23 protein-coding genes are annotated in these 18,884 nt (G+C 45.8%); 18 read left to right on the top strand and 5 right to left on the bottom strand.

Annotated features, from left to right (window positions below; all coding sequences use genetic code 11):
* Nucleotides 1-91: 91 nt before the first annotated feature.
* From tnpA (ACTNC0_RS17125) to ACTNC0_RS17110, 4 genes are read left to right on the top strand one after another with little or no spacing between them, the layout of a single operon-like run.
* On the top strand, nt 92-556 hold the full coding sequence (gene tnpA, locus ACTNC0_RS17125; protein WP_441088346.1) for an IS66 family insertion sequence element accessory protein TnpA: 465 nt from the start codon (nt 92-94) through the stop codon (nt 554-556).
* A 37-nt stretch (nt 557-593) separates the two neighbouring features.
* Nucleotides 594-2,495 carry a tyrosine-type recombinase/integrase gene (locus tag ACTNC0_RS17120; protein WP_441088345.1) on the top strand — a complete coding sequence of 634 codons (1,902 nt, stop codon included), beginning with the start codon at nt 594-596 and terminating at the stop codon, nt 2,493-2,495.
* A complete protein-coding gene (locus tag ACTNC0_RS17115) occupies nt 2,495-3,478 on the top strand; it encodes a tyrosine-type recombinase/integrase (RefSeq protein ID WP_441088344.1) in 984 nt (327 codons plus the stop codon). Before ACTNC0_RS17120 ends, ACTNC0_RS17115 begins: the two co-directional genes overlap by 1 nt.
* Entirely contained in the window at nt 3,471-4,493 is a 1,023-nt protein-coding gene (locus ACTNC0_RS17110) for a tyrosine-type recombinase/integrase (RefSeq protein WP_441088343.1), read from the top strand. Before ACTNC0_RS17115 ends, ACTNC0_RS17110 begins: the two co-directional genes overlap by 8 nt.
* 128 nt (nt 4,494-4,621) lie before the next feature.
* Here the strand turns inward: ACTNC0_RS17110 and tnpA (ACTNC0_RS17105) are convergent, their stop codons facing one another.
* Nucleotides 4,622-5,029, bottom strand: coding sequence for an IS66 family insertion sequence element accessory protein TnpA (gene tnpA, locus ACTNC0_RS17105; RefSeq protein WP_441088342.1), 408 nt, complete (start codon nt 5,027-5,029; stop codon nt 4,622-4,624).
* Between the two features lie 267 nt (nt 5,030-5,296).
* Between tnpA (ACTNC0_RS17105) and ACTNC0_RS17100 the strand changes: the two genes are divergently transcribed.
* Both ACTNC0_RS17100 and ACTNC0_RS17095 read left to right on the top strand, forming a co-directional pair.
* Nucleotides 5,297-5,899, top strand: a complete 603-nt coding sequence (locus tag ACTNC0_RS17100) for a hypothetical protein (protein WP_441088341.1) — start codon at nt 5,297-5,299, stop codon at nt 5,897-5,899.
* Between the two features lie 385 nt (nt 5,900-6,284).
* Entirely contained in the window at nt 6,285-6,443 is a 159-nt protein-coding gene (locus ACTNC0_RS17095; RefSeq protein WP_441088340.1) for a hypothetical protein, read from the top strand.
* Between the two features lie 47 nt (nt 6,444-6,490).
* Here ACTNC0_RS17095 and ACTNC0_RS17090 read toward each other — a convergent pair whose 3' ends face one another.
* The 3 genes from ACTNC0_RS17090 to ACTNC0_RS17080 are packed head-to-tail and all read right to left on the bottom strand — an operon-like array spanning nt 6,491 to nt 7,887.
* Nucleotides 6,491-6,676 (bottom strand): hypothetical protein, encoded by a 186-nt coding sequence (locus ACTNC0_RS17090; protein WP_441088339.1) that lies wholly within the window; start codon nt 6,674-6,676, stop codon nt 6,491-6,493.
* A complete protein-coding gene (locus ACTNC0_RS17085) occupies nt 6,673-7,350 on the bottom strand; it encodes an ImmA/IrrE family metallo-endopeptidase (RefSeq protein ID WP_441088338.1) in 678 nt (225 codons plus the stop codon). Before ACTNC0_RS17085 ends, ACTNC0_RS17090 begins: the two co-directional genes overlap by 4 nt.
* Before the next feature lie 30 nt (nt 7,351-7,380).
* Nucleotides 7,381-7,887 (bottom strand): helix-turn-helix domain-containing protein, encoded by a 507-nt coding sequence (locus tag ACTNC0_RS17080; RefSeq protein ID WP_178744075.1) that lies wholly within the window; start codon nt 7,885-7,887, stop codon nt 7,381-7,383.
* A 338-nt stretch (nt 7,888-8,225) separates the two neighbouring features.
* Here ACTNC0_RS17080 and ACTNC0_RS17075 point away from each other — a divergent pair, with 338 nt between their 5' ends.
* The 3 genes from ACTNC0_RS17075 to ACTNC0_RS17065 are packed head-to-tail and all read left to right on the top strand — an operon-like array spanning nt 8,226 to nt 10,518.
* The gene (locus ACTNC0_RS17075) at nt 8,226-8,837 is read left to right on the top strand and encodes a hypothetical protein (protein ID WP_441088337.1); all 612 of its coding nucleotides are present in this window, start codon (nt 8,226-8,228) and stop codon (nt 8,835-8,837) included.
* Nucleotides 8,827-10,299 (top strand): N-6 DNA methylase, encoded by a 1,473-nt coding sequence (locus ACTNC0_RS17070; protein WP_441088336.1) that lies wholly within the window; start codon nt 8,827-8,829, stop codon nt 10,297-10,299. Before ACTNC0_RS17075 ends, ACTNC0_RS17070 begins: the two co-directional genes overlap by 11 nt.
* Nucleotides 10,300-10,323: 24 nt before the next feature.
* Entirely contained in the window at nt 10,324-10,518 is a 195-nt protein-coding gene (locus ACTNC0_RS17065; protein WP_441088335.1) for a hypothetical protein, read from the top strand.
* A gap of 222 nt (nt 10,519-10,740) precedes the next feature.
* Here the strand turns inward: ACTNC0_RS17065 and ACTNC0_RS17060 are convergent, their stop codons facing one another.
* Nucleotides 10,741-11,199, bottom strand: a complete 459-nt coding sequence (locus tag ACTNC0_RS17060) for a tetratricopeptide repeat protein (protein WP_441088334.1) — start codon at nt 11,197-11,199, stop codon at nt 10,741-10,743.
* A gap of 76 nt (nt 11,200-11,275) precedes the next feature.
* Between ACTNC0_RS17060 and ACTNC0_RS17055 the strand changes: the two genes are divergently transcribed.
* The 9 genes from ACTNC0_RS17055 to ACTNC0_RS17015 all read left to right on the top strand — a co-directional run bounded on the left by ACTNC0_RS17055 (nt 11,276) and on the right by ACTNC0_RS17015 (nt 18,846).
* The gene (locus ACTNC0_RS17055; protein ID WP_441088333.1) at nt 11,276-11,563 is read left to right on the top strand and encodes a hypothetical protein; all 288 of its coding nucleotides are present in this window, start codon (nt 11,276-11,278) and stop codon (nt 11,561-11,563) included.
* Between the two features lie 87 nt (nt 11,564-11,650).
* Entirely contained in the window at nt 11,651-11,773 is a 123-nt protein-coding gene (locus ACTNC0_RS17050) for a hypothetical protein (protein WP_441088348.1), read from the top strand.
* The gene (locus ACTNC0_RS17045; RefSeq protein ID WP_441088332.1) at nt 11,733-12,146 is read left to right on the top strand and encodes a type II toxin-antitoxin system PemK/MazF family toxin; all 414 of its coding nucleotides are present in this window, start codon (nt 11,733-11,735) and stop codon (nt 12,144-12,146) included. Before ACTNC0_RS17050 ends, ACTNC0_RS17045 begins: the two co-directional genes overlap by 41 nt.
* 56 nt (nt 12,147-12,202) lie before the next feature.
* A complete protein-coding gene (locus tag ACTNC0_RS17040) occupies nt 12,203-14,671 on the top strand; it encodes a phage/plasmid primase, P4 family (protein WP_441088331.1) in 2,469 nt (822 codons plus the stop codon).
* Nucleotides 14,672-15,406: 735 nt separating this feature from the next.
* Complete coding sequence (metK, locus tag ACTNC0_RS17035) at nt 15,407-16,477, top strand: methionine adenosyltransferase (RefSeq protein WP_441088330.1); 1,071 nt, start codon at nt 15,407-15,409, stop codon at nt 16,475-16,477.
* A gap of 105 nt (nt 16,478-16,582) precedes the next feature.
* Entirely contained in the window at nt 16,583-17,497 is a 915-nt protein-coding gene (locus ACTNC0_RS17030) for a Fic family protein (protein ID WP_441088329.1), read from the top strand.
* A 202-nt stretch (nt 17,498-17,699) separates the two neighbouring features.
* Nucleotides 17,700-18,002 (top strand): type II toxin-antitoxin system RelB/DinJ family antitoxin, encoded by a 303-nt coding sequence (locus ACTNC0_RS17025; RefSeq protein ID WP_441088328.1) that lies wholly within the window; start codon nt 17,700-17,702, stop codon nt 18,000-18,002.
* Nucleotides 18,002-18,412, top strand: a complete 411-nt coding sequence (locus ACTNC0_RS17020) for a putative toxin-antitoxin system toxin component, PIN family (protein WP_441088327.1) — start codon at nt 18,002-18,004, stop codon at nt 18,410-18,412. The genes ACTNC0_RS17025 and ACTNC0_RS17020 overlap by 1 nt, the downstream gene beginning before the upstream one ends.
* A 74-nt stretch (nt 18,413-18,486) precedes the next feature.
* Entirely contained in the window at nt 18,487-18,846 is a 360-nt protein-coding gene (locus ACTNC0_RS17015; RefSeq protein WP_441088326.1) for an HNH endonuclease, read from the top strand.
* Nucleotides 18,847-18,884: the final 38 nt, after the last annotated feature.

The raw sequence follows: 18,884 nt of genomic DNA, 5'->3' as shown, positions 1-18,884 counted from the left end.
GTGCAATTTTAATTTATATTGAACGCTCACAAGAGCATATCAATCTTTTTCTCATCAGATTAGATTATCCGAGTTTTCGGACAGTCTCCCCATGGAACAAAATGCAATGGCAGTGCGGGAGCAGCAGTGGCTGGAAACCATCCAGACCGCAAAGAAAAGCGGTCTGCCGGTAAACCAATGGTGCCATGAAAACGGCATCGCAGAATCCACCTTCTACCGCTGGCAGCAAAGGATTCGTCAGCATTTGCCGGGTTCCGCAGAACCGACATTCGTCGAACTTCCTGAACAGGCAAAGCCATTGACTTCTGCGCAGCCCGTCCATCTCATCACGGTGCATATACAAGACGTCACGGTGGAGCTTCCTTCAGGACTCCCCGCTGCGCAGATCAGCGAACTCATCCGGGGGATCCGTCATGCTGGGTGGCATCAGCGGGGTAGAACACATCTACCTTGCCTGCGGCTTATCCTCAGAGTATTTTTATCCTCATCTTTTCTGGATATAGCGATATTTACTCTCTTCTTCGCAAAAAAGATGAGGATAACATATTTTATGTGATAATGGAATCGCATTAAAATCGAAAGGATGTGATTTCATGAATTATGCTGATACCGTCGAAAAGGTAATGTCACTACTTAAAGAAAAGAAGGTGTGTTCAAGCAGTAGAAAGTCGCATAGGGACTGTTATGAATCTCTTGGATCGTATCTCGACCAAAATAGTACCGAGTATACGGTCAAAGCGCGTGATGAATGGTTTGCTGAGATTAAGAAAAGCCTTCCTTCACAGCGATGTGTCATATGGATCCGGTATGTATACCAGTTAGAGGAAATGGATTCTTCAGGAACAGTATCTGACCGCAGGCTATATCTAAATCAATCAGTATACGATAAACTTCCAGTTTCATGGAAAGATGATCTTGATTTCTATCTTGAAGACTGTTGTAAACGTTATACAAAACGCACATTAGAATTAACACGTACCTATTGTTCCGAAGGGTTGCTCATTTTTGATGAAATTGGAGTTGTCAATATATCAGATATCTCATACGAAGCGGTACTGATACTTGTAAACACAAAAATGTATCAATCAGATGAAACCAGAAACGTGATCCTTAATTACACGGCTCGGATGATACAGTTCTATGAAAAGATCGGGAAATGCACAAAGCCATACAGTCTTCTCTTTAACAGTCAGATTTATCCTCATATCGGATTGATCGATGCGTTTTCTTCAGAGAATAAAGCAGCTTTACAGAAAACGATAGATGTAATTATGTCAGCCGCAGACTTTAAAGGAAAGATTGAGCCTTTTATCGAATGCCTGCAAGCCCATGGATATATCGGTACTACTTTGAAACTGGCAAAACATGCATTAACAGCTTTTTATCTGTTTCTGGATATACATGATCTTGGTTATCATCCGGATATCGTTTGGATATGGTTCTCTGAGGTAAAAAATACACTGGGAACTTCCTGGCTTCACTGGAGAAGAGTTCTGAGTTTTTGTAATGAATATCTTCTTAGCGGCGATATCCACCCGGGCGGGAAATATAAATACATTCCTACCATATATGATGAACTCCCTGAATGGTGTAAGGAAGCCGTCGCAGGTCTTTTAGAACAGAAAAAACGTGAATATCGCGAAAGCGGTACACTTAAATCTTATCGATGTTCCTGTGCAAGCTTTTGTCTGTTTTTGATCGATCATGGGTATGACAGTTTCAAACAGATTTCTCCAGAGATAATCAAAGAATTCTCAATCCGGGATGAACATTCCACATTTAAAGGCCGTGCCACCCGCTTTGTAATCGTAAGAGCCTTCCTACGCTATCTTGAGGAACATCGATATACAGAAAGACATGGTCTGGATCAATGTCTTATATCAGGAAGTGCACCCGTAGATAAGATCATTGATGTTTTGTCCGATGAACAGATTCAGAGGATCCAGGAGTACCGGCTGACCCATAATGCCCCTGTAGAACTTCGCGACATTGCCATTGTTTTGCTTGGCCTAAAAACAGGACTGAGGGCCTATGATATCCTGGCACTCCGTTTTCAGGATATCGACTGGAAGAAATGCCAGATCTCAATCATCATGAAAAAAACGAAAACACAGATCACTCTTCCAATGCCTGTTGAAGCGGGAAATGCTATATATTCATACCTGAAATACGGCAGACCTGATGCAGAAAGCGATTTTATTTTTGTAAGATCCAAAGCCCCGTATGGAAGATTGACTGGTAAAGTATGTACCAGAGCACTTTACCGTATCCTGCCCGAAAGAAATGATGTAAAGGGCGGCGGTTTTCATGTGACACGCAGGACTTTTGCTACAAATCTGCTGAAAAATCATGCCGGCATCGATGATGTAATGGATGCACTTGGTCATCGTGATCCGACAAGCGTAATGAAATACCTTCTTCTGGATGATGAAAGAAGCAGAAAATGTGGATTATCATTGTCAGACATCGGACTGATGCTGGAAGGAGGTCTGTAATGAAGATTCTCGGATATGAATATCAAAGCTGTTTTGCTCCGTATATTAAACAGTTTCTACAGGAAAAGCGGTCTGTTGGATTCTCTTATGAAACTGAAGAATGGAAACTGAAACATTTTGATGATTTTTGTGTAAAAGAATCCGTTATACAGCCATATCTCAGCAGGGAACTGGTCAAAAAATGGGGGACATTGCGTGAAAGAGAAGCATTATCTACCTGTTCAGCACGTACTTCTATCATCCGTCAGTTTGCGTTATTCATGATCTCCCTCGGTGAGGAAGCATATATTCCGTCGAATTTTTATAAATGTGAAAAAAGACTGGTGCATATCTTGTCAGATGATGAAATATCAGCATTCTTTCATGAAATCGACAGTTATTCTCCAGAGATAAAAGTGCCCTCGTTTTTGCGTCTGTCTACAGAGTATAAAGTGATCTTCAGATTGATCTATTGTTGTGGCCTGCGTATTTCAGAAGCGAGAAAACTGAAGTGGAGTGATGCAGATCTTGAAGCGGGAACATTAAAAATCATGCAGTCAAAAGGTCATAAAGACAGGCTAATATATATGTCAGATGATCTTGCTGTGTTAATGAAGGAATATAAGACGATACTGAATGATCATCATGGATGCGTATCAGAATGGGTTTTCCCTGCAAGAGAACCGGGCAACTGCCTGTGTTCTGTCACTATAAACGCAGCATTTCGCAGGGCATGGAATGCAACACCATATGCAGAAGGCTGTGACAAAACTCCTACTGTTCACTGCCTCAGACACAGCTTTGTAGTAAAAAGGATGAATCTCTGGATGGAAGAAGGGATCGCGCTTAAGGAAATGCTTCCATTTCTGAGCCGGTATCTTGGACATCAGAGTACGGATGATACTTTTTATTATTACCATCAGGTCAGTGAAGCTTTCCGGATCATCAGAGACAGGGACAAGACTTCAGGTTTCGTTATCCCGGAGGTGACTGACCATGAGTAGAAAAAAAGTGGAAAAGATACTGTTTTTCTCAAAAACACTGGATTTTCTTGAGCATTACCTGCCTGATCAGTCATTGAAAAGCCGGAATACCATAGAAACCTACCGGGATGCTTTGACCGTGTTCAGAAGATATATAACCGATACTATGAATTTATCACTTCGTACCTTTGGCTTTGAGGATTGTACACATGATTTTCTGTTATCATACATTGAGTTCCTGCATAAAAACGGTAACAGCGAAACCACTTGTAATAACAGGCTTGCTGCGATCAGAGCTTATCTCTGGTATGCTGCTGATTGTGATATATCGTTACAGTCAGTAGCTCTCACAGCTTCCAGAGTTCCTTTTCTTAAAGTACCAAAGCTGACACGTGAAGTCATCCCTGATGATGCCCTTAAGGCACTGCTCTCTGCTCCGCCGGATACTAAGATAGGCCGAAGGGACAGACTGATCCTGATATTGCTTTATGACTCTGCTGTCAGGGTTTCCGAATTATTGTCTATGAATGTATCTTCTGTAAATCTGGAGGCCGACATACCGTATCTTCGGATTTATGGAAAAGGTGATAAAGAAAGGATCGTTGCGATCACAGATAAGACCGCTGATCATCTGAAGAACTATTTAAAAGTTTACCATGAAGTGATAGATCCTGATGCTCCGCTGATCTATACAGTGATCAAGGGTCACAAAGACAGGATGTCAGTTGGAAATGTTGAGCGTATCATCAAAAAATATGCAGCTCAGATCCGCTCAAAGTATCCGAATTTCCCGGAACGATGCTATCCCCATATGTTCCGCAGGACCAGGGCAACCAATCTGTATCAGGATGGAACAGAACTTGAACTTGTTTCCCGTATACTGGGGCATTCCTCAACTGAAACAACACGTATTTACGCAGTCCCTTCAGTTGATATGATGCGTAAAGTGATGGAATCAGGTGATCTGGAAAGTGATGAGAAGCCATTATGGCCAGATGATGAAGCTGAAATGGCACGTATCTGTGGTTTAAGATAAATAATGTTATCCTCATCTTTTTTGTGAAGAAGTGAGTAAATATCTTTATATCCAGAAAAGATGAGGATAAAAATATCGTGAGGATAAGCCACAGACGATATAAATCTCATCTGCGACGGTAATATCGCCTAACATAAGGTTCTCCGCAGGAGCATGAGCAGATGTTCCAGAAAAACAATATCTGTTCCCTGCGGTATCCGGATGGTCATGCCTGCCATAGACAGTTCTAATACTGGAAGTTCAGATAACATTGAAGAAGAACGGGAAACAGGTTCAGACGGGGCTTCAATTTCCAGTATGGATCCGGAAGGTTTTTGAAGATCAATTTTCACGATCTCCTGTCTGACAGGCGCCCTGCTTTTAACCGCAGAGGGAATGCTGTCACATCCTTTTTGACGGAGACGTTTTACCCAGTTATAAAATGTACCTGGCTTAATGCCATGCTCTATACACCATTGATAATCAGTAAGACCGCTGGCTCTGCATTCCATGATCAGACGGTACTGCTCATCAGCATTAACAGGTTTAGCTCTCATAATCCAGCCTCCTCATAGTATAGTGAAATGCTACATTTAGCAGACCCTGGAAAATGGGATAAAGCAAAATGCTTGCATCTCTAGCAACTATTATGAAGGAAAAAACAGCTCTTGTCACTTCGATGGTTTATTTTGCGCTTACTCTTTATTTCGCAGGGAAGGAATCAGATCGCGTTACATTATATTATACACATCTCGGAGAAAAGCCAGATAAGACTCCATCTGTTTTTGGATTCTCGGATACGGAAGCTGCTCATCACGGCAGGTGTGTATGAATCAGAAGTGGCGGAAAAAGTAAAAAACACTTTTGAAGAATACCGAGAAACACAGGACTACAAAACCTCCATACTCTCAACTGCAAACATTCTTCAGCTTTCCAAAGCCTTCGTTACCTCGTATCTGCCTTATCAGAAAGGTGTATACTTCCCAAGTACTGCTGATAAAGAGAAGATCGGCGTAGGAGCAGAGCGGCAGCGGAGATACAGAGCAATGAAGCGGTGGAGGGCTGATCCGACAGAAGAAAACTTCTGGGGCATGGTTGTGTCCTATGCCGGGGTAGGATTTAAAACCTACTCTGGATTGCCATTCTCTTACGAAATTAAAAAAGGCAGGAACGTTGAGTACACAAAAGAGCTGTGGATCGACCGCCGGGAGAAGAGCAAAAGTCTAGCGTGGAGTTCAGTGCTGCTGGCGCTGAAGAATATTAAAGGAGAAGTGGTAGACCGCCCGAAGGCCCTCGGCGATATTCGGGGTGTGACCTACATCTTCGCAATGTTCTATCGATTCGGCCTTATCGATGTGCCGGAGAAAGCAAAAGAGAAGATGGCGCCGGTGAGGAACAAAGACTCAGAGCAAATGAGCTTTGTGTGATTGCCGGTTTCGCTGGTAGTAGCATGTGTTCTTGTAGTCATATGTGTTCTGGCGGACTAAAATGTCCTGGAAAAAATGACTTGCTATGTGCAGAAATAGACGGTAATATCCCTCATAACCGGGAAAAGGAATCCATTTACACCCGGTTGGAAGGGAAGGTAGCATTATTACTGAGAACGAGGCATTAAAGAACATCAAACAAATTCTGGAAAACTACATCAACACTACGCCGCCGAAGTATTACCCACCGGTGGAAAACTTGCTCGACCTGATCTATGAGACTTACACAGAGAATAATCCCGCCGCGCCGAAGACTACAGCGGCGGGGAGAGCAGCGAGGGCACGAGATAAAGAGTTTGAAGCGTGGCTGCGAGAGATACCTGGTATGGATAGACTGGTAGAGGACTGTGTTGGAGGTAAGATCCCTCTCTGGGAGGAGATTATGGTCAGGCAGGGAAGCGTTTGCTGTGCCTGGGAAAAAAGCGCATTTGAGGAGGGGATGAAAGTCGGCATACGGCTGATGATGGAAGTATATAGTTTGTAACGAAAAAAGCCTCACTGTGGAAAATACACACAGTGGGGCAGTAGTACTTATTCTATGGGGTCGCATTCATCATCTTCCGCCCGGATTCGGAGCAGTTCTTTTATCTCATCCTTTGTCGCTAGTCTGACAGCAGGTTTATCGTTGTATAGATCTGCACCGCAGTCGGGGCAGCGGTTCGGCAATGATTCTGCTTCAAAGCAATAATGACAGGCATCGCAGTAATAGTAAGTCAATCCATCGTCACCTCGCTTTCTCTACATCCGTTCTTCATGGAGTCCTTCAGAAAATCGCTGCGTAGTTCAGGAAGGACGGGGAGCTGGTATCCTTTTTCAGCGAGGATATTCAGCTTGAAATCTATGAAATGCTTTTCGATGCCTTTGGTCTGTGCAATCTCGGTCGGTGTGCAAAGACCAGAGTGTGTATACTGAAATTCCTGTAGGAGCTCCTGGTATTTCATAGCACGGTAGGCAGAAGAGCAGCGGGAAGGCAGACTTGTTTCCAGCTGAAGCCGGTCAGCGTTGAATTCATAATAACCAATCGGCTTGAGAACGTCGTCATCCGAGAGCAGAAGTTCAGCAGCGAAGATGTTGGCTCTCCGTTCTGCTCTTGAATTGTCGAGGCTGTAAAAATAGGTATCCTGGAAAGCCTGACCGGAGGTAGCATGGCTGCGGTCAAAAAATGCATGGCCGAGTTCATGCGCCAGAGCAGAGACCCGCTGGGCGGTAGTACAATTAGGATTAATGCCGATGTACTCGCAGTTCAGCATAACGGAGTAGTATCCCAGCAGGTCACGGCAATACCGGATATCTTTGACCTTTATGGCACGCCTTGAGATGATTTCTTCCGGGTTCCGGCTGTTGTAGCGGCGAACTACAGTATCGGCAGCATTAATAGCGCGTGTGTTCAAATGAGACTCCTTTCCTCTGGAGCACAATCGTCACAGATATTTTTTAGGAGTAAATTTCTTCGCGTCTTCTTTTGCATCGAGGAAAAGTGCTTCCATTTCTTTAATAAAGGCCGCCTGGTCTTCTTCGGACAGCTCACCGCCTGCAAAAAGGGCAGTGGTCTGTTCTTTTATTTTCTTTGCCTGTGCAACACCGCGGGAACCGTATTTCTTACGGACATCCGCATAAAAGAGATCGTCGTTCAGTTCCTGCTGGAAGGTGGCATCATCCATAAAATAATCTGTGGTGACGCCAAGGGCGGCGGCAATTTTCTGGATCGCTTCGACGCTTGGCTCACGGTCGCCGGCTTCGATATAACGAATCGCGCGGTCGGACATAGAAGCCCGACGTGCCAGTTCAGCCATACTCATGTGCTGGGCGGTGCGGAGGGCTTTTATTTTTTCTCCATTGGTCGCAGCGGGGGTCAGGACAGCGGCAGCTTCTGCTTTGGCATCCTGTGTGTTTAGTGGATTTGTTTCAAAGTTCGTATCTTTCTTCATGTCATGCCTCCATGTGGGATAGTATGCTGCCTGCTGGCGGGAAAGAAACCAGCAGTTACAACATAATTTTGCAAAGCTACTTGACAAGGAACAACTGTTCCTATATAATGAGAACAAAAGTTCGGGAACTTCTGTTCCTATCATACAATAAAGGAGGGGAGAAGTCAAGAGGTGATGGTAATAAATGTTCTTGGATAGTTTATCCTGATGATATAAATGTACACTTATTACATATCAAAATTATTTAATAGACCTCTTGACAATGTACTTATCTCATGCTATTTTATGTATATCAAGAAAAGTACATGTTAAACATATCAGAAACGGGAGATGATAGTATGAAATATAGAATGAGAGAATTGGTTGATTCAATAACGGTTGGTCAGATTATGAGCCGTGTGAGTTATAAAGAGGGTGAAGAAGTCGAAGCATATAAGGAAAATGTGCAGGTTTTAGTGCCCAGTGCGATTTCAGGAGGAGTGATACATATTGAGAATTTGGGTTCTGCAGTATTGAAAAAGTCTGTATCTGATGAACGTATTACACGGAAAAATGACATTGTAATAAAACTATCATCGCCGTATGATTGTGCTTTGATAACAGAAGAGGAAGAAGGATTGATAGTTCCAAGCTTTTGTGCACTTATCAGAGGTGTTGACAAAAACTTTATAGATGTCAGATATCTTGTGGGATATCTGAATTCGGCATACACTACAGCGAAGCTCGTAGCAGGGATCAATTCGACTGCAATGGCTATGGTGAGAGGAAAATCACTTGCGGAACTTGAGGTTGAGGCACCAGTAATTAACGAACAAAAAGTTATAGGAGATGCATATTGGGCATCTTGCCAAAGGAAAAAACTGCTTGAAAAAATGGTAAAACAGCAACAACAAATAAGCGATAATATTATTATTGAGACTTTAAAAGAGGTGATAAGGCATGAGAGATAATCTTATGGTGGAAATAACAAGAAAAAATCCAGATGAGCTAGGTCAATACATAGGCCGTAATCTGAGAAATGTCATGGCACATTCCGCTTATACCAGTGGAAATGTTTATAATTCTGTGACATTAATGGTATTTAGTATCATGATGAAATATCTGGACGATAACAGAGAGTGTTTTGACTTAGAAATCCCGGATATTCTTCGGTTTGATATTTTGACTGCTCTTATGCCAGATAAAGTTTCCTACGATAAACTCGCGGAATATCTTCGATATATCCAAGATCGTATGGGAATAGACAGTATGGGTAATTACCTTTATAATGGGTTAGAAAGAAGCGGGTTAAAGGAACAAAAGGAGTTCCTTCATGTAATCTTTTCAGTATTAGAGGAATACGATTTTGGCAATGAGAACGGAGGAAGAATTGCCCTAGCTGCTGCAACTACTATAATTGATTATATGTCCACTTTTCCGCAAACAGGGGCACAAAATATGCCATTGCCAATTCTCAAACTTCTAGACAGAATATCTGGTATTAAGTCAGGAATGAAATGTTATGGGTTTACGACAGACAGTACATTGACTCTTTCGTTATTGACGGCAGGGAAACATTGTGATGTGGTGGCGCAGACAAAGAATTATTATAATGAAACCCTTTGTATAATGCTTTTGATTATGGCTTGCGATCCCAATCACGGACGATTGATCCGTAATCAAATTGAGTGGATGCCGATTGGATTACAAGATTTTGAGGAAAAATTCGAAAGAGTGTATGCAATGCCGCCATTTAATTCTCAGATGAATATTCGAGAAACTCTTATGCAGTCTGAGAGACAAGGTGAAAGATTTATTGAATGGTGGCCAGAAATGTTGGGTTCCGGTGAATGGATATATGCGAGACATCTCCTTAAAGCATTAAAACCAGATGGCATAGGGTATATCGTTTTCCCTTTGGGTATGCTGTCCAGAATGGGAAGTTATATGGAAGTAAGGGAACGATTCATTAGAGAGAATCTAATTGATGCTGTAATTGAGTTTCCCGCGGGAACTTTCTATCGCACTGCCGTGAAAGTGGCGGTTTTGGTTATCAAAAAGTGTCGAAAAGATAAGGATATTCTCATGGTTAATCTCGGGGGGAATGCCGCTAAAGATCTGATACAGATTAGCCGCTCAGTTGTTGAGTTGTTTGATGCAGAGAGCGTAGCAGAAATGATCCAACAACGAAAAGAAGTTAAATATATTTCTGAGCTAGTATCCTTTGTGGAAATTATGAATAATGGCTGCTGCTTGAGCCCAAGCGCATATATTTGTGAAGATTTTGACCTGAATATTTTGTCAGATGATTTTAATAGCTTAATACAGGATGATGGACGACTATTAGATGAATTCAAAGAAGCCACAAATATCTTCTATAAAGCAATGCAAAAATATTTGGATATGAAAAATGAGTGGGAGAATCTGGAATGATTACAGGAAAGGAGTGCAGAAGGATTGAAAAATAGAAAAAATGAAATTCGCACACCCAGACAGGGGGCAATGGTAGGAACGATTGGCCGGGTTGGCAATAAACCGGTTGCGGTTGTAAAGCAGGGGAATAAAGTGGATACTTTATCTGTAGATGAGTTTGCTTCTGCTCTGTACGGTAAAGCTGTGATTTGTACAATAAAGGAAGCACAAACAAAATGAAGATACTAAAGGGTACACAGTTTTTTAGATCGGCACATTTTGTAGCAGATCAGAGACAGTGACCTACAATAGAATATATCTGCTTGAGCAGGAGCTATCCGATGGATCATTAGGAACCTATAAAACGAGATAAGCCGGAGTGGATAAAAGTGATCATGGCATTGCCATATCCAAAGCTTGTTTGGATATGGGAGCTATATACTTTTATCTGCTCCGGCTTTTTTATTTGTCATCGCTGTCCTGCATCTGCCTGACTTCAGCAACTCGGGCGGCAAACTCCTGGACGGTTTCGGATTCTTCCGAATACTCGTTTTCAAGCATGAGCCATATGACATGGGAGTAATTCGTTATGGCAGTTTCGTAGTCACCCAAAGCGACCAGAAGATTGGCAAGGGTCGAGTATGGGTAAATGAGCTGCTTTGCGTTATCTGGAAGCATCTGATCATAAATGGAAAAGGCTTCATTCAGGTGTTCTATGACTTTATCGCCATCACCTTCCCGGAGGAAAGCGTCTGCCAGATCAGCGTGTGTGAGAGCCAAATCGAGATTGAGGTGATCCGGGTATGCGCTCTCATAGATTCTTAAAGCCCGCTCGTGTTCTGGTATTGCTTTTTCAGGATGGTCGGTTTCCGAGTACACAGCGCCGATGTTGTTGTAGATGTACGCAGTTGGCAGCTTCAACTGCCTGTGGTTCCTGGAATCGACCAATGCGGTCCCCAGGAGAAAATATGGTTTCAAAAAGGCGGGTCAATCTATTATGTGTAAGTTTGTTGATAGGGGCAGCAAACTTCAGACGGTCATTGAAATAACCCCTGTCAAAGGCGGGCTCAGGAAAATACCATTGTTCCCATTCAATCATAATGGTTCCGATACACCGTTCCAGCAGAAGACGCAGGAAAGCGGCGGAGGTATATGCATATGGCATAGAAGGGCAGCTTCTTTCCGTGTTAATTCTAAAACCCCACCAAAACCCGACTGGAAGCCAACCGGCAATAAATGCTACAGTTTTTACAGGAACCGTGAAGGGCGAAAGTGGAGGATATAAAAGCATTATAGCATGAATTTATGTACAAAGATAGGTTGACGGACCATGTAATAATCCAGTCGTGAAAAAGGAAGGAGGTGGATAGAATTGGCTAAAGACATCGACAAGGAGATGGCGAAGAGCATCGGTATCAAACTGATATATTGGATCGGCTGCTCAAATCTACGACATGCACAACGCCGCACCTATTACGCTGGATGCGGCGGTTAATTCTGTGCAGCGTACTCCACATAGAGGTGACATTTGGTTTGCAGAGCTTGGCGACCATACCGGAACAAGCGTCCAGGGAGGGTGTAGGCCTGTGCTTATAATTTCAAATGATACAGCAAATATCCATGCGGAGACAGTCAATGTCCTGCCGATGACCAGACATTTGAAGAAGCCAAACCTGCCCTGCCACACACTGATGGGGTCGGCTTTTGTGGCTGACACCCGACAAAGGATAGATGACTCCATGATCCTGGCGGAGCAGATCACCACGATTGGAAAATCGCAGCTGCGAAATTATGCTGGTCACGTAGAGGATACAGATCTACTTGCCAGGATCAACCATACGATTTTCGCACAGCTGGGGCTGCAGTAGAGCGTCACATCCACAATACCCATTGAAAATATGTTTATCAGAAAGGACACTGTTTTATGAGCGTAAATTTTGTTAACATCCCCACCGAGCTGAAGCAGAATGCATCGTTCTGCCTGTGGAAGAAAGAGAAGCGCGGTGGCAGAGTGACCAAGGTGCCGTATAATCCGAGCAACGGCACGATGGCCAAAACCAATGATGCATCCACCTTCTCCGACTTCGCCACCGCCATGAAGGCCTACGCCATGGGCGGCTGGGACGGTATCGGCTATCGTGTCAGTGAGGGCATCGGTGCCATCGACATCGACCACTGCATCCGTGAGGACGGAACCCTTAACGATGTGGCGGCATCTATCTTGGGTTTCTTCCCGAACAGCTATTTCGAACGTTCTCCCTCCGGCACGGGTCTGCGTGGCTTCTTCAAGCTGTCCCCGGACTTTGCCTATGATAAGACGGTTTATTATATCAATAACCGCAAGCACGGTCTGGAAGTCTACCTTCCCGGCATCACCAACCGCTTTGTGACGGTCACAGGAGATATGTACCGTGCAGGTGCTGTGGAGCGAAACGATGAAGGTCTGGCGACTACCCTGGACACCTTTATGAAGCGGAAAAGTCAGACAGCCACATCTACTGTGGAGCCCTGCTCCTACCTGACTGATGAACAGGTGATGCAACATGCCCTGAAATCGGAATCCGGTGAGAAGTTCAAGTCCCTGTATAACGGACAGTGGGAGGAACTGTACGATTCCCAGTCTGACGCTGACATGGCGCTGGTCTCCATGCTGGCATTCTGGTGCGGCAATGTGGAAGAGCAGATCGACCGCATTTTCCGTGAATCCGGTCTGATGCGGGAGAAGTGGGATCGGAATACCGGTGACAGCACCTATGGCCAGATCACCATCCGCAATGCTGTAAGCTCCAACTCCACCATCTATATCCCCATCCGTGATGCCGCTGCATCCGCAGAGGATGAGTTCAAGGACCTGGATGATCCGGAAAGTTCCGAGGAGAAGTCTCCCTTCCGACCGGCTTTGTCTTTCATTACGATGAAGCTGGAGGAGATGAAACCCCACACAAATCCACGCTACCAGCGGGACGAGATCGGCATCGGTAATGCCTTTGCAGATTATTTCAAGCCCATCGCACGGTTCGCCGGTGATCGTAATATCTGGTATGTCTATGATGGCGTTGTGTGGCACCCGGACGAAAACGCCCTGGCGGTGGCAGAGCTTGCCAAGGTTCTGGCGGACAGACTGTATTCCTTTGCCCTGCAGATCAAGGACGAGGATACACGCAACCGTTATATCAAGCGGGTACAGAAGCTGCAGCTGCGCAAACACCGCAAGACCATGCTGGAGGACGCCAAGTCCGTGCATCCGGTCAAGGTGTCTATGTTTGACCGCAACAAATATCTGTTCAACTGCGCCAACGGTACGTTGGACCTGAGCACACTGGAGTTCCATCCTCATGACCCGGAGGATTTTATCACCAAGGTCAGTCCCATCAACTACGATGCGGATGCCATCTGTCCTCGTTGGAATCGGTTTGTTGATGAGGTGATGCAGGGGAACACAGCGGTCAGCCGCTATCTGCAGAAGGCGGTCGGTTATACCATGACCGGTGACACCTCCCTGGAGTGCCTGTTCATCATGTACGGCCCGACTACCCGAAACGGTAAGACGACCACAATCGAGACCATCCTGCGTGTTATGGGTGAGTACGGTTGTTCTGCCAAGCCGGACCTGTTGGCTGCAAACTTCCGTGGCCCTTCCAGCGGTGGTCCTTCCGAGGACGTTGCGCGTCTGGCGGGCGCTCGTTTTGTGGGTATCAGCGAGATGGAGCAGAAGCTGACCATCAATGCGTCTCTGACGAAGCAGCTGACCGGCAACAGCTCTATCACAGCGCGTTTCCTGAATCAGAACTCTTTCGATTTCCGCATGCAGGCTAAGATTTTCATTGACACCAACCATCTGCCCAACGTCAACGACCAGACCCTGTTCGAGTCAGGCCGTATCAAGATCATCCCCTTTAATCGGCACTTTGAAGACCATGAACAGGACAAGACCCTGAAGTTCACGCTGGCGGATCCGGAGAATCTGTCCGGCATTCTGAACTGGTGTATCGAGGGGTACCGGATGTTCAAGGAGGAAGGCCTCGACGAGCCGGAGGATGTTAAAAACGCAACCGCGCAGTACCGCCAGGATTCTGACCGCATCTCCCAGTTCATCGACGCTTGGCTTGAAGAAGGCAAGGACGAGGATGGGAGTCCTTTCGAGGTGCCTGTGAAAGCGGCCTTCCGAATCTACTCTAAGTGGGCCGACGAGATGAACTATCGTCCGGAGAATTATAAGAACTTCCGTGCGGCAATGGAGAAGAACTACAAGCTCGTGACTAGGAGACCAAGAGATGGTGGGGATAAGACCCCATTGATCATCGGTGTCCGGCTTCGCAAAGAAGAGAATGGGACCGAAGACGAAGATGGCGAAGTGTTCCAGCCGCTGACCGACGAGCAGTGTAAGATATAAATCTTTGATGCATTTTGGCCACTTCCCCAGTGTTGTGCTGTGCGGCATCCTTAGCTTATTGAGGTGCGCACAGTCACAGTGGGGCGGACTCGTTGTGTCAGAAAAGGCCCTTTATGCGCCAGAGGTGCGTCTTTTATACGCCAGAAGTGCGTCTTTTATGCGCCAGAAGTGCGCCATTATTCTCTGTATGAAGATGATTTCTGCACTTCTACAAGCCGTTTTATGCTCATTAGGAGTACGCCTCGGCGCTTGTTTGGGAAAGTTGGGAAAGTTGTTTTCGGTCTTCTTATTTTTTTCCTTTCCCTGTAGTACTCTATTTTTAACTTTCCCAACTTTCCCATATATATTATTTATTATTATTTATATTACCCTTTTTTAAGAAAGAAAAATATAAAATATATAAATAAAAAAAGATATAAAGATATGTTCTTATGGCCCCGGTTCTTATGGCCCCGGCGGGGGACAACTTTGTGAGTATGAAAGCGTTGTACGATGCTGCCGATTGTGGTTGCCGACTGTGTCGGAGTGACAAAGCTGGCAAGGACAAAAGGGTACAAAGGGGAGCAGGGACAAATGAGGTGATTCCCATGAAATAGTTTAGTGGTCCTGTGGAGGATACGCTGAAAGGCGGTTCTCACAGGGCTTTTTTAATTCATGTAATTCTAAACAACACTAATCCCAACAAAAAATGATAAAGCCCAGGAAAGGGAATCCTGGCAGGAAGGTAAAATCAGTATGAAAATTATCACTTGTGAGCAGGTCAGCAACGGTCATCCCGATAAAATCTGTGACCAGATCGCGGATGCCATCGTGACGGATGTACTCCAGAACGACAAGAACGCCAGAGTTGCCATTGAGGTCCTCATCAAGGACAGACATGTGGTCATTGCCGGTGAGTTGACCAGCAAGCATAATCCGAACTATCGAAAGCTGGTGCGTGATGTGTTCGAGAACATCGGCTTTGACAAGCTCGGATACTACGACCTCTTGTATGCTGGTCCCGAGATTCAGATTCTTGTGAACCAGCAGAGCCCGGACATCGCTCTTGGTGTGGACAAGGGCGGTGCGGGTGACCAGGGCATGATGTACGGCTATGCCACTAACGAGACCGTGGAGCTGCTTCCCATTCCGTTCATGGTGGCCACCAAGTTCCTGGAAATCCTGAAAAACCACCCCAGCAAGATGTTCCGTGCGGACGCCAAGGCGCAGGTCAGCTTCGACTACGACAGCGGAAAGATCACGACCTTCCTCTGCTCCGTTCAGCACAGCCCGGATGTGGAGGTCAGTGATTTCCGTCACGTCATCGAATCCATGATGGTGCTGGCTGCATGCGAGTACGGCCTGAACACCGACTTTGAGAAGCTGGTCAATCCCACCGGTCGTTTCGTCATCGGCGGTCCTTTTGCCGACTGCGGTGTCACCGGACGCAAGCTTGCCTGTGATACCTATGGTGGTATCGGACATATCGGTGGCGGTGCCATGAGCGGCAAGGATCCCTCCAAGGTGGACCGCAGCGGTGCCTATATGGCCCGCAAGATTGCAAGGGACATCGTTCTCGCCGGATACGCTGAGAAGTGCGAGGTTCAGATTGCTTACGCCATCGGTGTGGCGGAGCCGGTCAGCGTGTATGTCGAGACCTTCGGCACGGAGTATCAGGACAAGCGTTTCATCGAACAGTATGTCAGAGATTCCTACGACCTTACTCCGAAGGGCATCATCGACAGCCTGGGACTTCTCGATGTGGACTACAACCGCGTGAGTGCCTACGGCCACTTTGGCAAAGCGGAGCTTCCCTGGGAGAAGTAATGCCCCGCCGCCCCAACCTTTACTTTTTTATCAATCCTCTCTCAAAAACCTTTACTTCTTGAGCGTTTTGCGGTATAATAAAGTAAAGGTTTTGGGAGGGCTGATATGATTCGGTACAATGGGCTCTACAGCAAATTAGCTGAAAAAGGAATAACAAAGACGGATCTTTCAAAAGAACTTGGAATATCGTCGAAAACGATCGCAAAAATAGCGAGGGGAGAGAAGCTATCCAAAGCAACGCTTCAGAAGATCGCCGGATTTTTGTCGTGTTCTCATGAGGAACTGTGTGAGGAGGTTTCCGACAATGCTATCCTGCAGGTTCTTCGTGAAGAAAAAGAGGCTCGTCTATCCGGCGGTCTGTATCACGAGCTGCAGGTTCGCATGACCTACAACTCCAACCATATCGAGGGCAGTAAACTGACAGAAGATCAAACAAGACTCATTTTCGAGACCAACACCATTGATGTCGGAGATGGAATCCTTGTGGATGACATTCTGGAAACCGTTCACCATTTCAGGGCAATCGACTATGTGATCGACAAGGCAGAGGAAGAACTGAGTGAGGACATCATCAAGCATCTCCACTACCTGTTGAAGCATGACACCAAGGACTCCACGCTTTCGTGGTTCGCAGTCGGCGACTACAAGAAACGTGCGAACGTAGTGGGCGGACGGGAAACTGCCAAGCCGAAAGAAGTCCCCGGTCGGATGCGTGAACTACTTGCTGATTACAATGCAAAAGGCAAAGTAACGATTGAGGATGTGGTCGCATTCCATGCAGAGTTTGAACACATCCACCCGTTCCAGGATGGCAACGGCAGAGTCGGCAGACTGATTGCATTGAAAGAATGCCTGCATCACAACATCATTCCGTTCATCATCGAGGACAACAAAAAGGGATTTTACTATCGTGGTTTGTCCGAATGGAGGAACGAGAAAGGATGGCTGACGGACACCTGCCTGGACGGTCAGGACGCATTCATCCGGCTATTGGATATGCTCGACATTCCTCATGAGTGATGAAGAAGTAAACAACGAAAAACGTGATAAAGCATCTGTCAGTAATCTGGTGGGTGCTTTTTTCATTGGGAGAGGCAACGATCTCCCCTGGGAGAAGTAAAAGCCCCCCAGACTGCTTGATTTTTATATTCGAATGACGTATAATAGAGATATGAAAAGCATACAACTATATGTGAAACGAATATAAAAGGAGGCGTTCGTTATGGCAGAACAGGCTTTGGTTCAGGCTCGTGTTGATAAGGAACTGAAACAGGAAGTAACTGAAATCTATGAAGCGCTGGGGATGGACATTCCAACAGCTATCAGAATGTTCTTTGTCAGAAGCAAAATGGTTCGCGGCATTCCGTTTGATACAACTTTGCCGGAAGGCGTTGTAACACGGACTGAAGCTTTGAGCGCGTTGGACGCTATGTTCAAGCAGGCAGAAGCTGCTCCTGAAATGACACTCGAGGAAATCAACGCAGAGATTGCAGATGCGAGATCCGCCAGAAAGGCGGCGAGGTGATGCAGTGCTATGCTGTGGTTGATACGAATGTTATTGTATCGGCGTTAATTGCCAAAAAACCGGATTCACCCCCACGTCAGGTGTTTCGAGCAATGCTGTCGGGGGATATCATTCCATTGTACCATTCGGATATCTTGAGTGAATACGAGGAAGTACTGAGCAGGAAGAAGTACCATCTGAACTCGGAAACGATTCAGACGGTACTGAAAGCCGTGCGGCAGTTCGGCGTTGAGGTGATACCAAAACCGACTGGAGAGATACTGATTGATATGGATGACCTTGTGTTTTACGAGGTCGCGATGGAAAAGCGCGAAGATGATGCTTACCTTGTGACCGGCAACCAGAAGCATTATCCAGTCAGAGATTTCATCGTCACCCCAGCTGAGATGCTGGAGATTTTGAAAAAGTAAATAGATTGCAGAACTGAGCCGAGGTGGTGAAATATCCACCCGGCTTTTCTTATGCCCTGAAAGGAGAGATTCAAATGCCATATAGACCGAAAGTCCCCTGCAAGCAAACTGGATGCGCAGCGTTGGTGGAACCCGGCAAGCAGTACTGTGAGAAACACCTGCCGCTCCATCCAGAGGTGACCCGTTCGGCGGGGAAGCGCGGCTACGGCAGCAGATGGCAGAGGGAATCCAAGCAGTTCCTTCAGAGCCACCCGCTGTGTGCTGAGTGCATGAAACAGGGCCGATACACGAAAGCCACTGTGGTGGACCACATCAAACCCCATCGTGGAGACCCGAAGCTGTTCTGGGACAGGACCAACTGGCAGAGCCTTTGTAAACCCTGTCATGATAAGAAGACGCTGACCGAGGATATCAATCCGGTGTATCGGTACTGAAAAAATTTTTTTTTATTTTTTTTGAATGGATACTACTT

It is taken from the genome of Blautia sp. HCP3S3_B11, assembly GCF_052064435.1.
Lineage (GTDB): Bacteria > Bacillota > Clostridia > Lachnospirales > Lachnospiraceae > Blautia_A.
Note: the sequence above shows the minus strand (reverse complement) of the source record. Positions and strands in the feature narration are given on the sequence as shown.

What these genes read in the sequence shown, in the direction of transcription:
- tnpA (WP_441088346.1), top strand. Translation starts at nt 92, where the DNA reads ATGGAACAAAATGCAATGGCAGTGCGGGAGCAGCAGTGGCTGGAAACC.
- ACTNC0_RS17120 (WP_441088345.1), top strand. Translation starts at nt 594, where the DNA reads ATGAATTATGCTGATACCGTCGAAAAGGTAATGTCACTACTTAAAGAA.
- ACTNC0_RS17115 (WP_441088344.1), top strand. Translation starts at nt 2,495, where the DNA reads ATGAAGATTCTCGGATATGAATATCAAAGCTGTTTTGCTCCGTATATT.
- ACTNC0_RS17110 (WP_441088343.1), top strand. Translation starts at nt 3,471, where the DNA reads ATGAGTAGAAAAAAAGTGGAAAAGATACTGTTTTTCTCAAAAACACTG.
- tnpA (WP_441088342.1), bottom strand. Translation starts at nt 5,029, where the DNA reads ATGAGAGCTAAACCTGTTAATGCTGATGAGCAGTACCGTCTGATCATG.
- ACTNC0_RS17095 (WP_441088340.1), top strand. Translation starts at nt 6,285, where the DNA reads ATGGATAGACTGGTAGAGGACTGTGTTGGAGGTAAGATCCCTCTCTGG.
- ACTNC0_RS17080 (WP_178744075.1), bottom strand. Translation starts at nt 7,887, where the DNA reads ATGAAGAAAGATACGAACTTTGAAACAAATCCACTAAACACACAGGAT.
- ACTNC0_RS17075 (WP_441088337.1), top strand. Translation starts at nt 8,226, where the DNA reads ATGAAATATAGAATGAGAGAATTGGTTGATTCAATAACGGTTGGTCAG.
- ACTNC0_RS17070 (WP_441088336.1), top strand. Translation starts at nt 8,827, where the DNA reads ATGAGAGATAATCTTATGGTGGAAATAACAAGAAAAAATCCAGATGAG.
- ACTNC0_RS17055 (WP_441088333.1), top strand. Translation starts at nt 11,276, where the DNA reads ATGTGTAAGTTTGTTGATAGGGGCAGCAAACTTCAGACGGTCATTGAA.
- ACTNC0_RS17045 (WP_441088332.1), top strand. Translation starts at nt 11,733, where the DNA reads ATGCACAACGCCGCACCTATTACGCTGGATGCGGCGGTTAATTCTGTG.
- ACTNC0_RS17040 (WP_441088331.1), top strand. Translation starts at nt 12,203, where the DNA reads ATGAGCGTAAATTTTGTTAACATCCCCACCGAGCTGAAGCAGAATGCA.
- metK (WP_441088330.1), top strand. Translation starts at nt 15,407, where the DNA reads ATGAAAATTATCACTTGTGAGCAGGTCAGCAACGGTCATCCCGATAAA.
- ACTNC0_RS17030 (WP_441088329.1), top strand. Translation starts at nt 16,583, where the DNA reads ATGATTCGGTACAATGGGCTCTACAGCAAATTAGCTGAAAAAGGAATA.
- ACTNC0_RS17025 (WP_441088328.1), top strand. Translation starts at nt 17,700, where the DNA reads ATGGCAGAACAGGCTTTGGTTCAGGCTCGTGTTGATAAGGAACTGAAA.
- ACTNC0_RS17020 (WP_441088327.1), top strand. Translation starts at nt 18,002, where the DNA reads ATGCAGTGCTATGCTGTGGTTGATACGAATGTTATTGTATCGGCGTTA.
- ACTNC0_RS17015 (WP_441088326.1), top strand. Translation starts at nt 18,487, where the DNA reads ATGCCATATAGACCGAAAGTCCCCTGCAAGCAAACTGGATGCGCAGCG.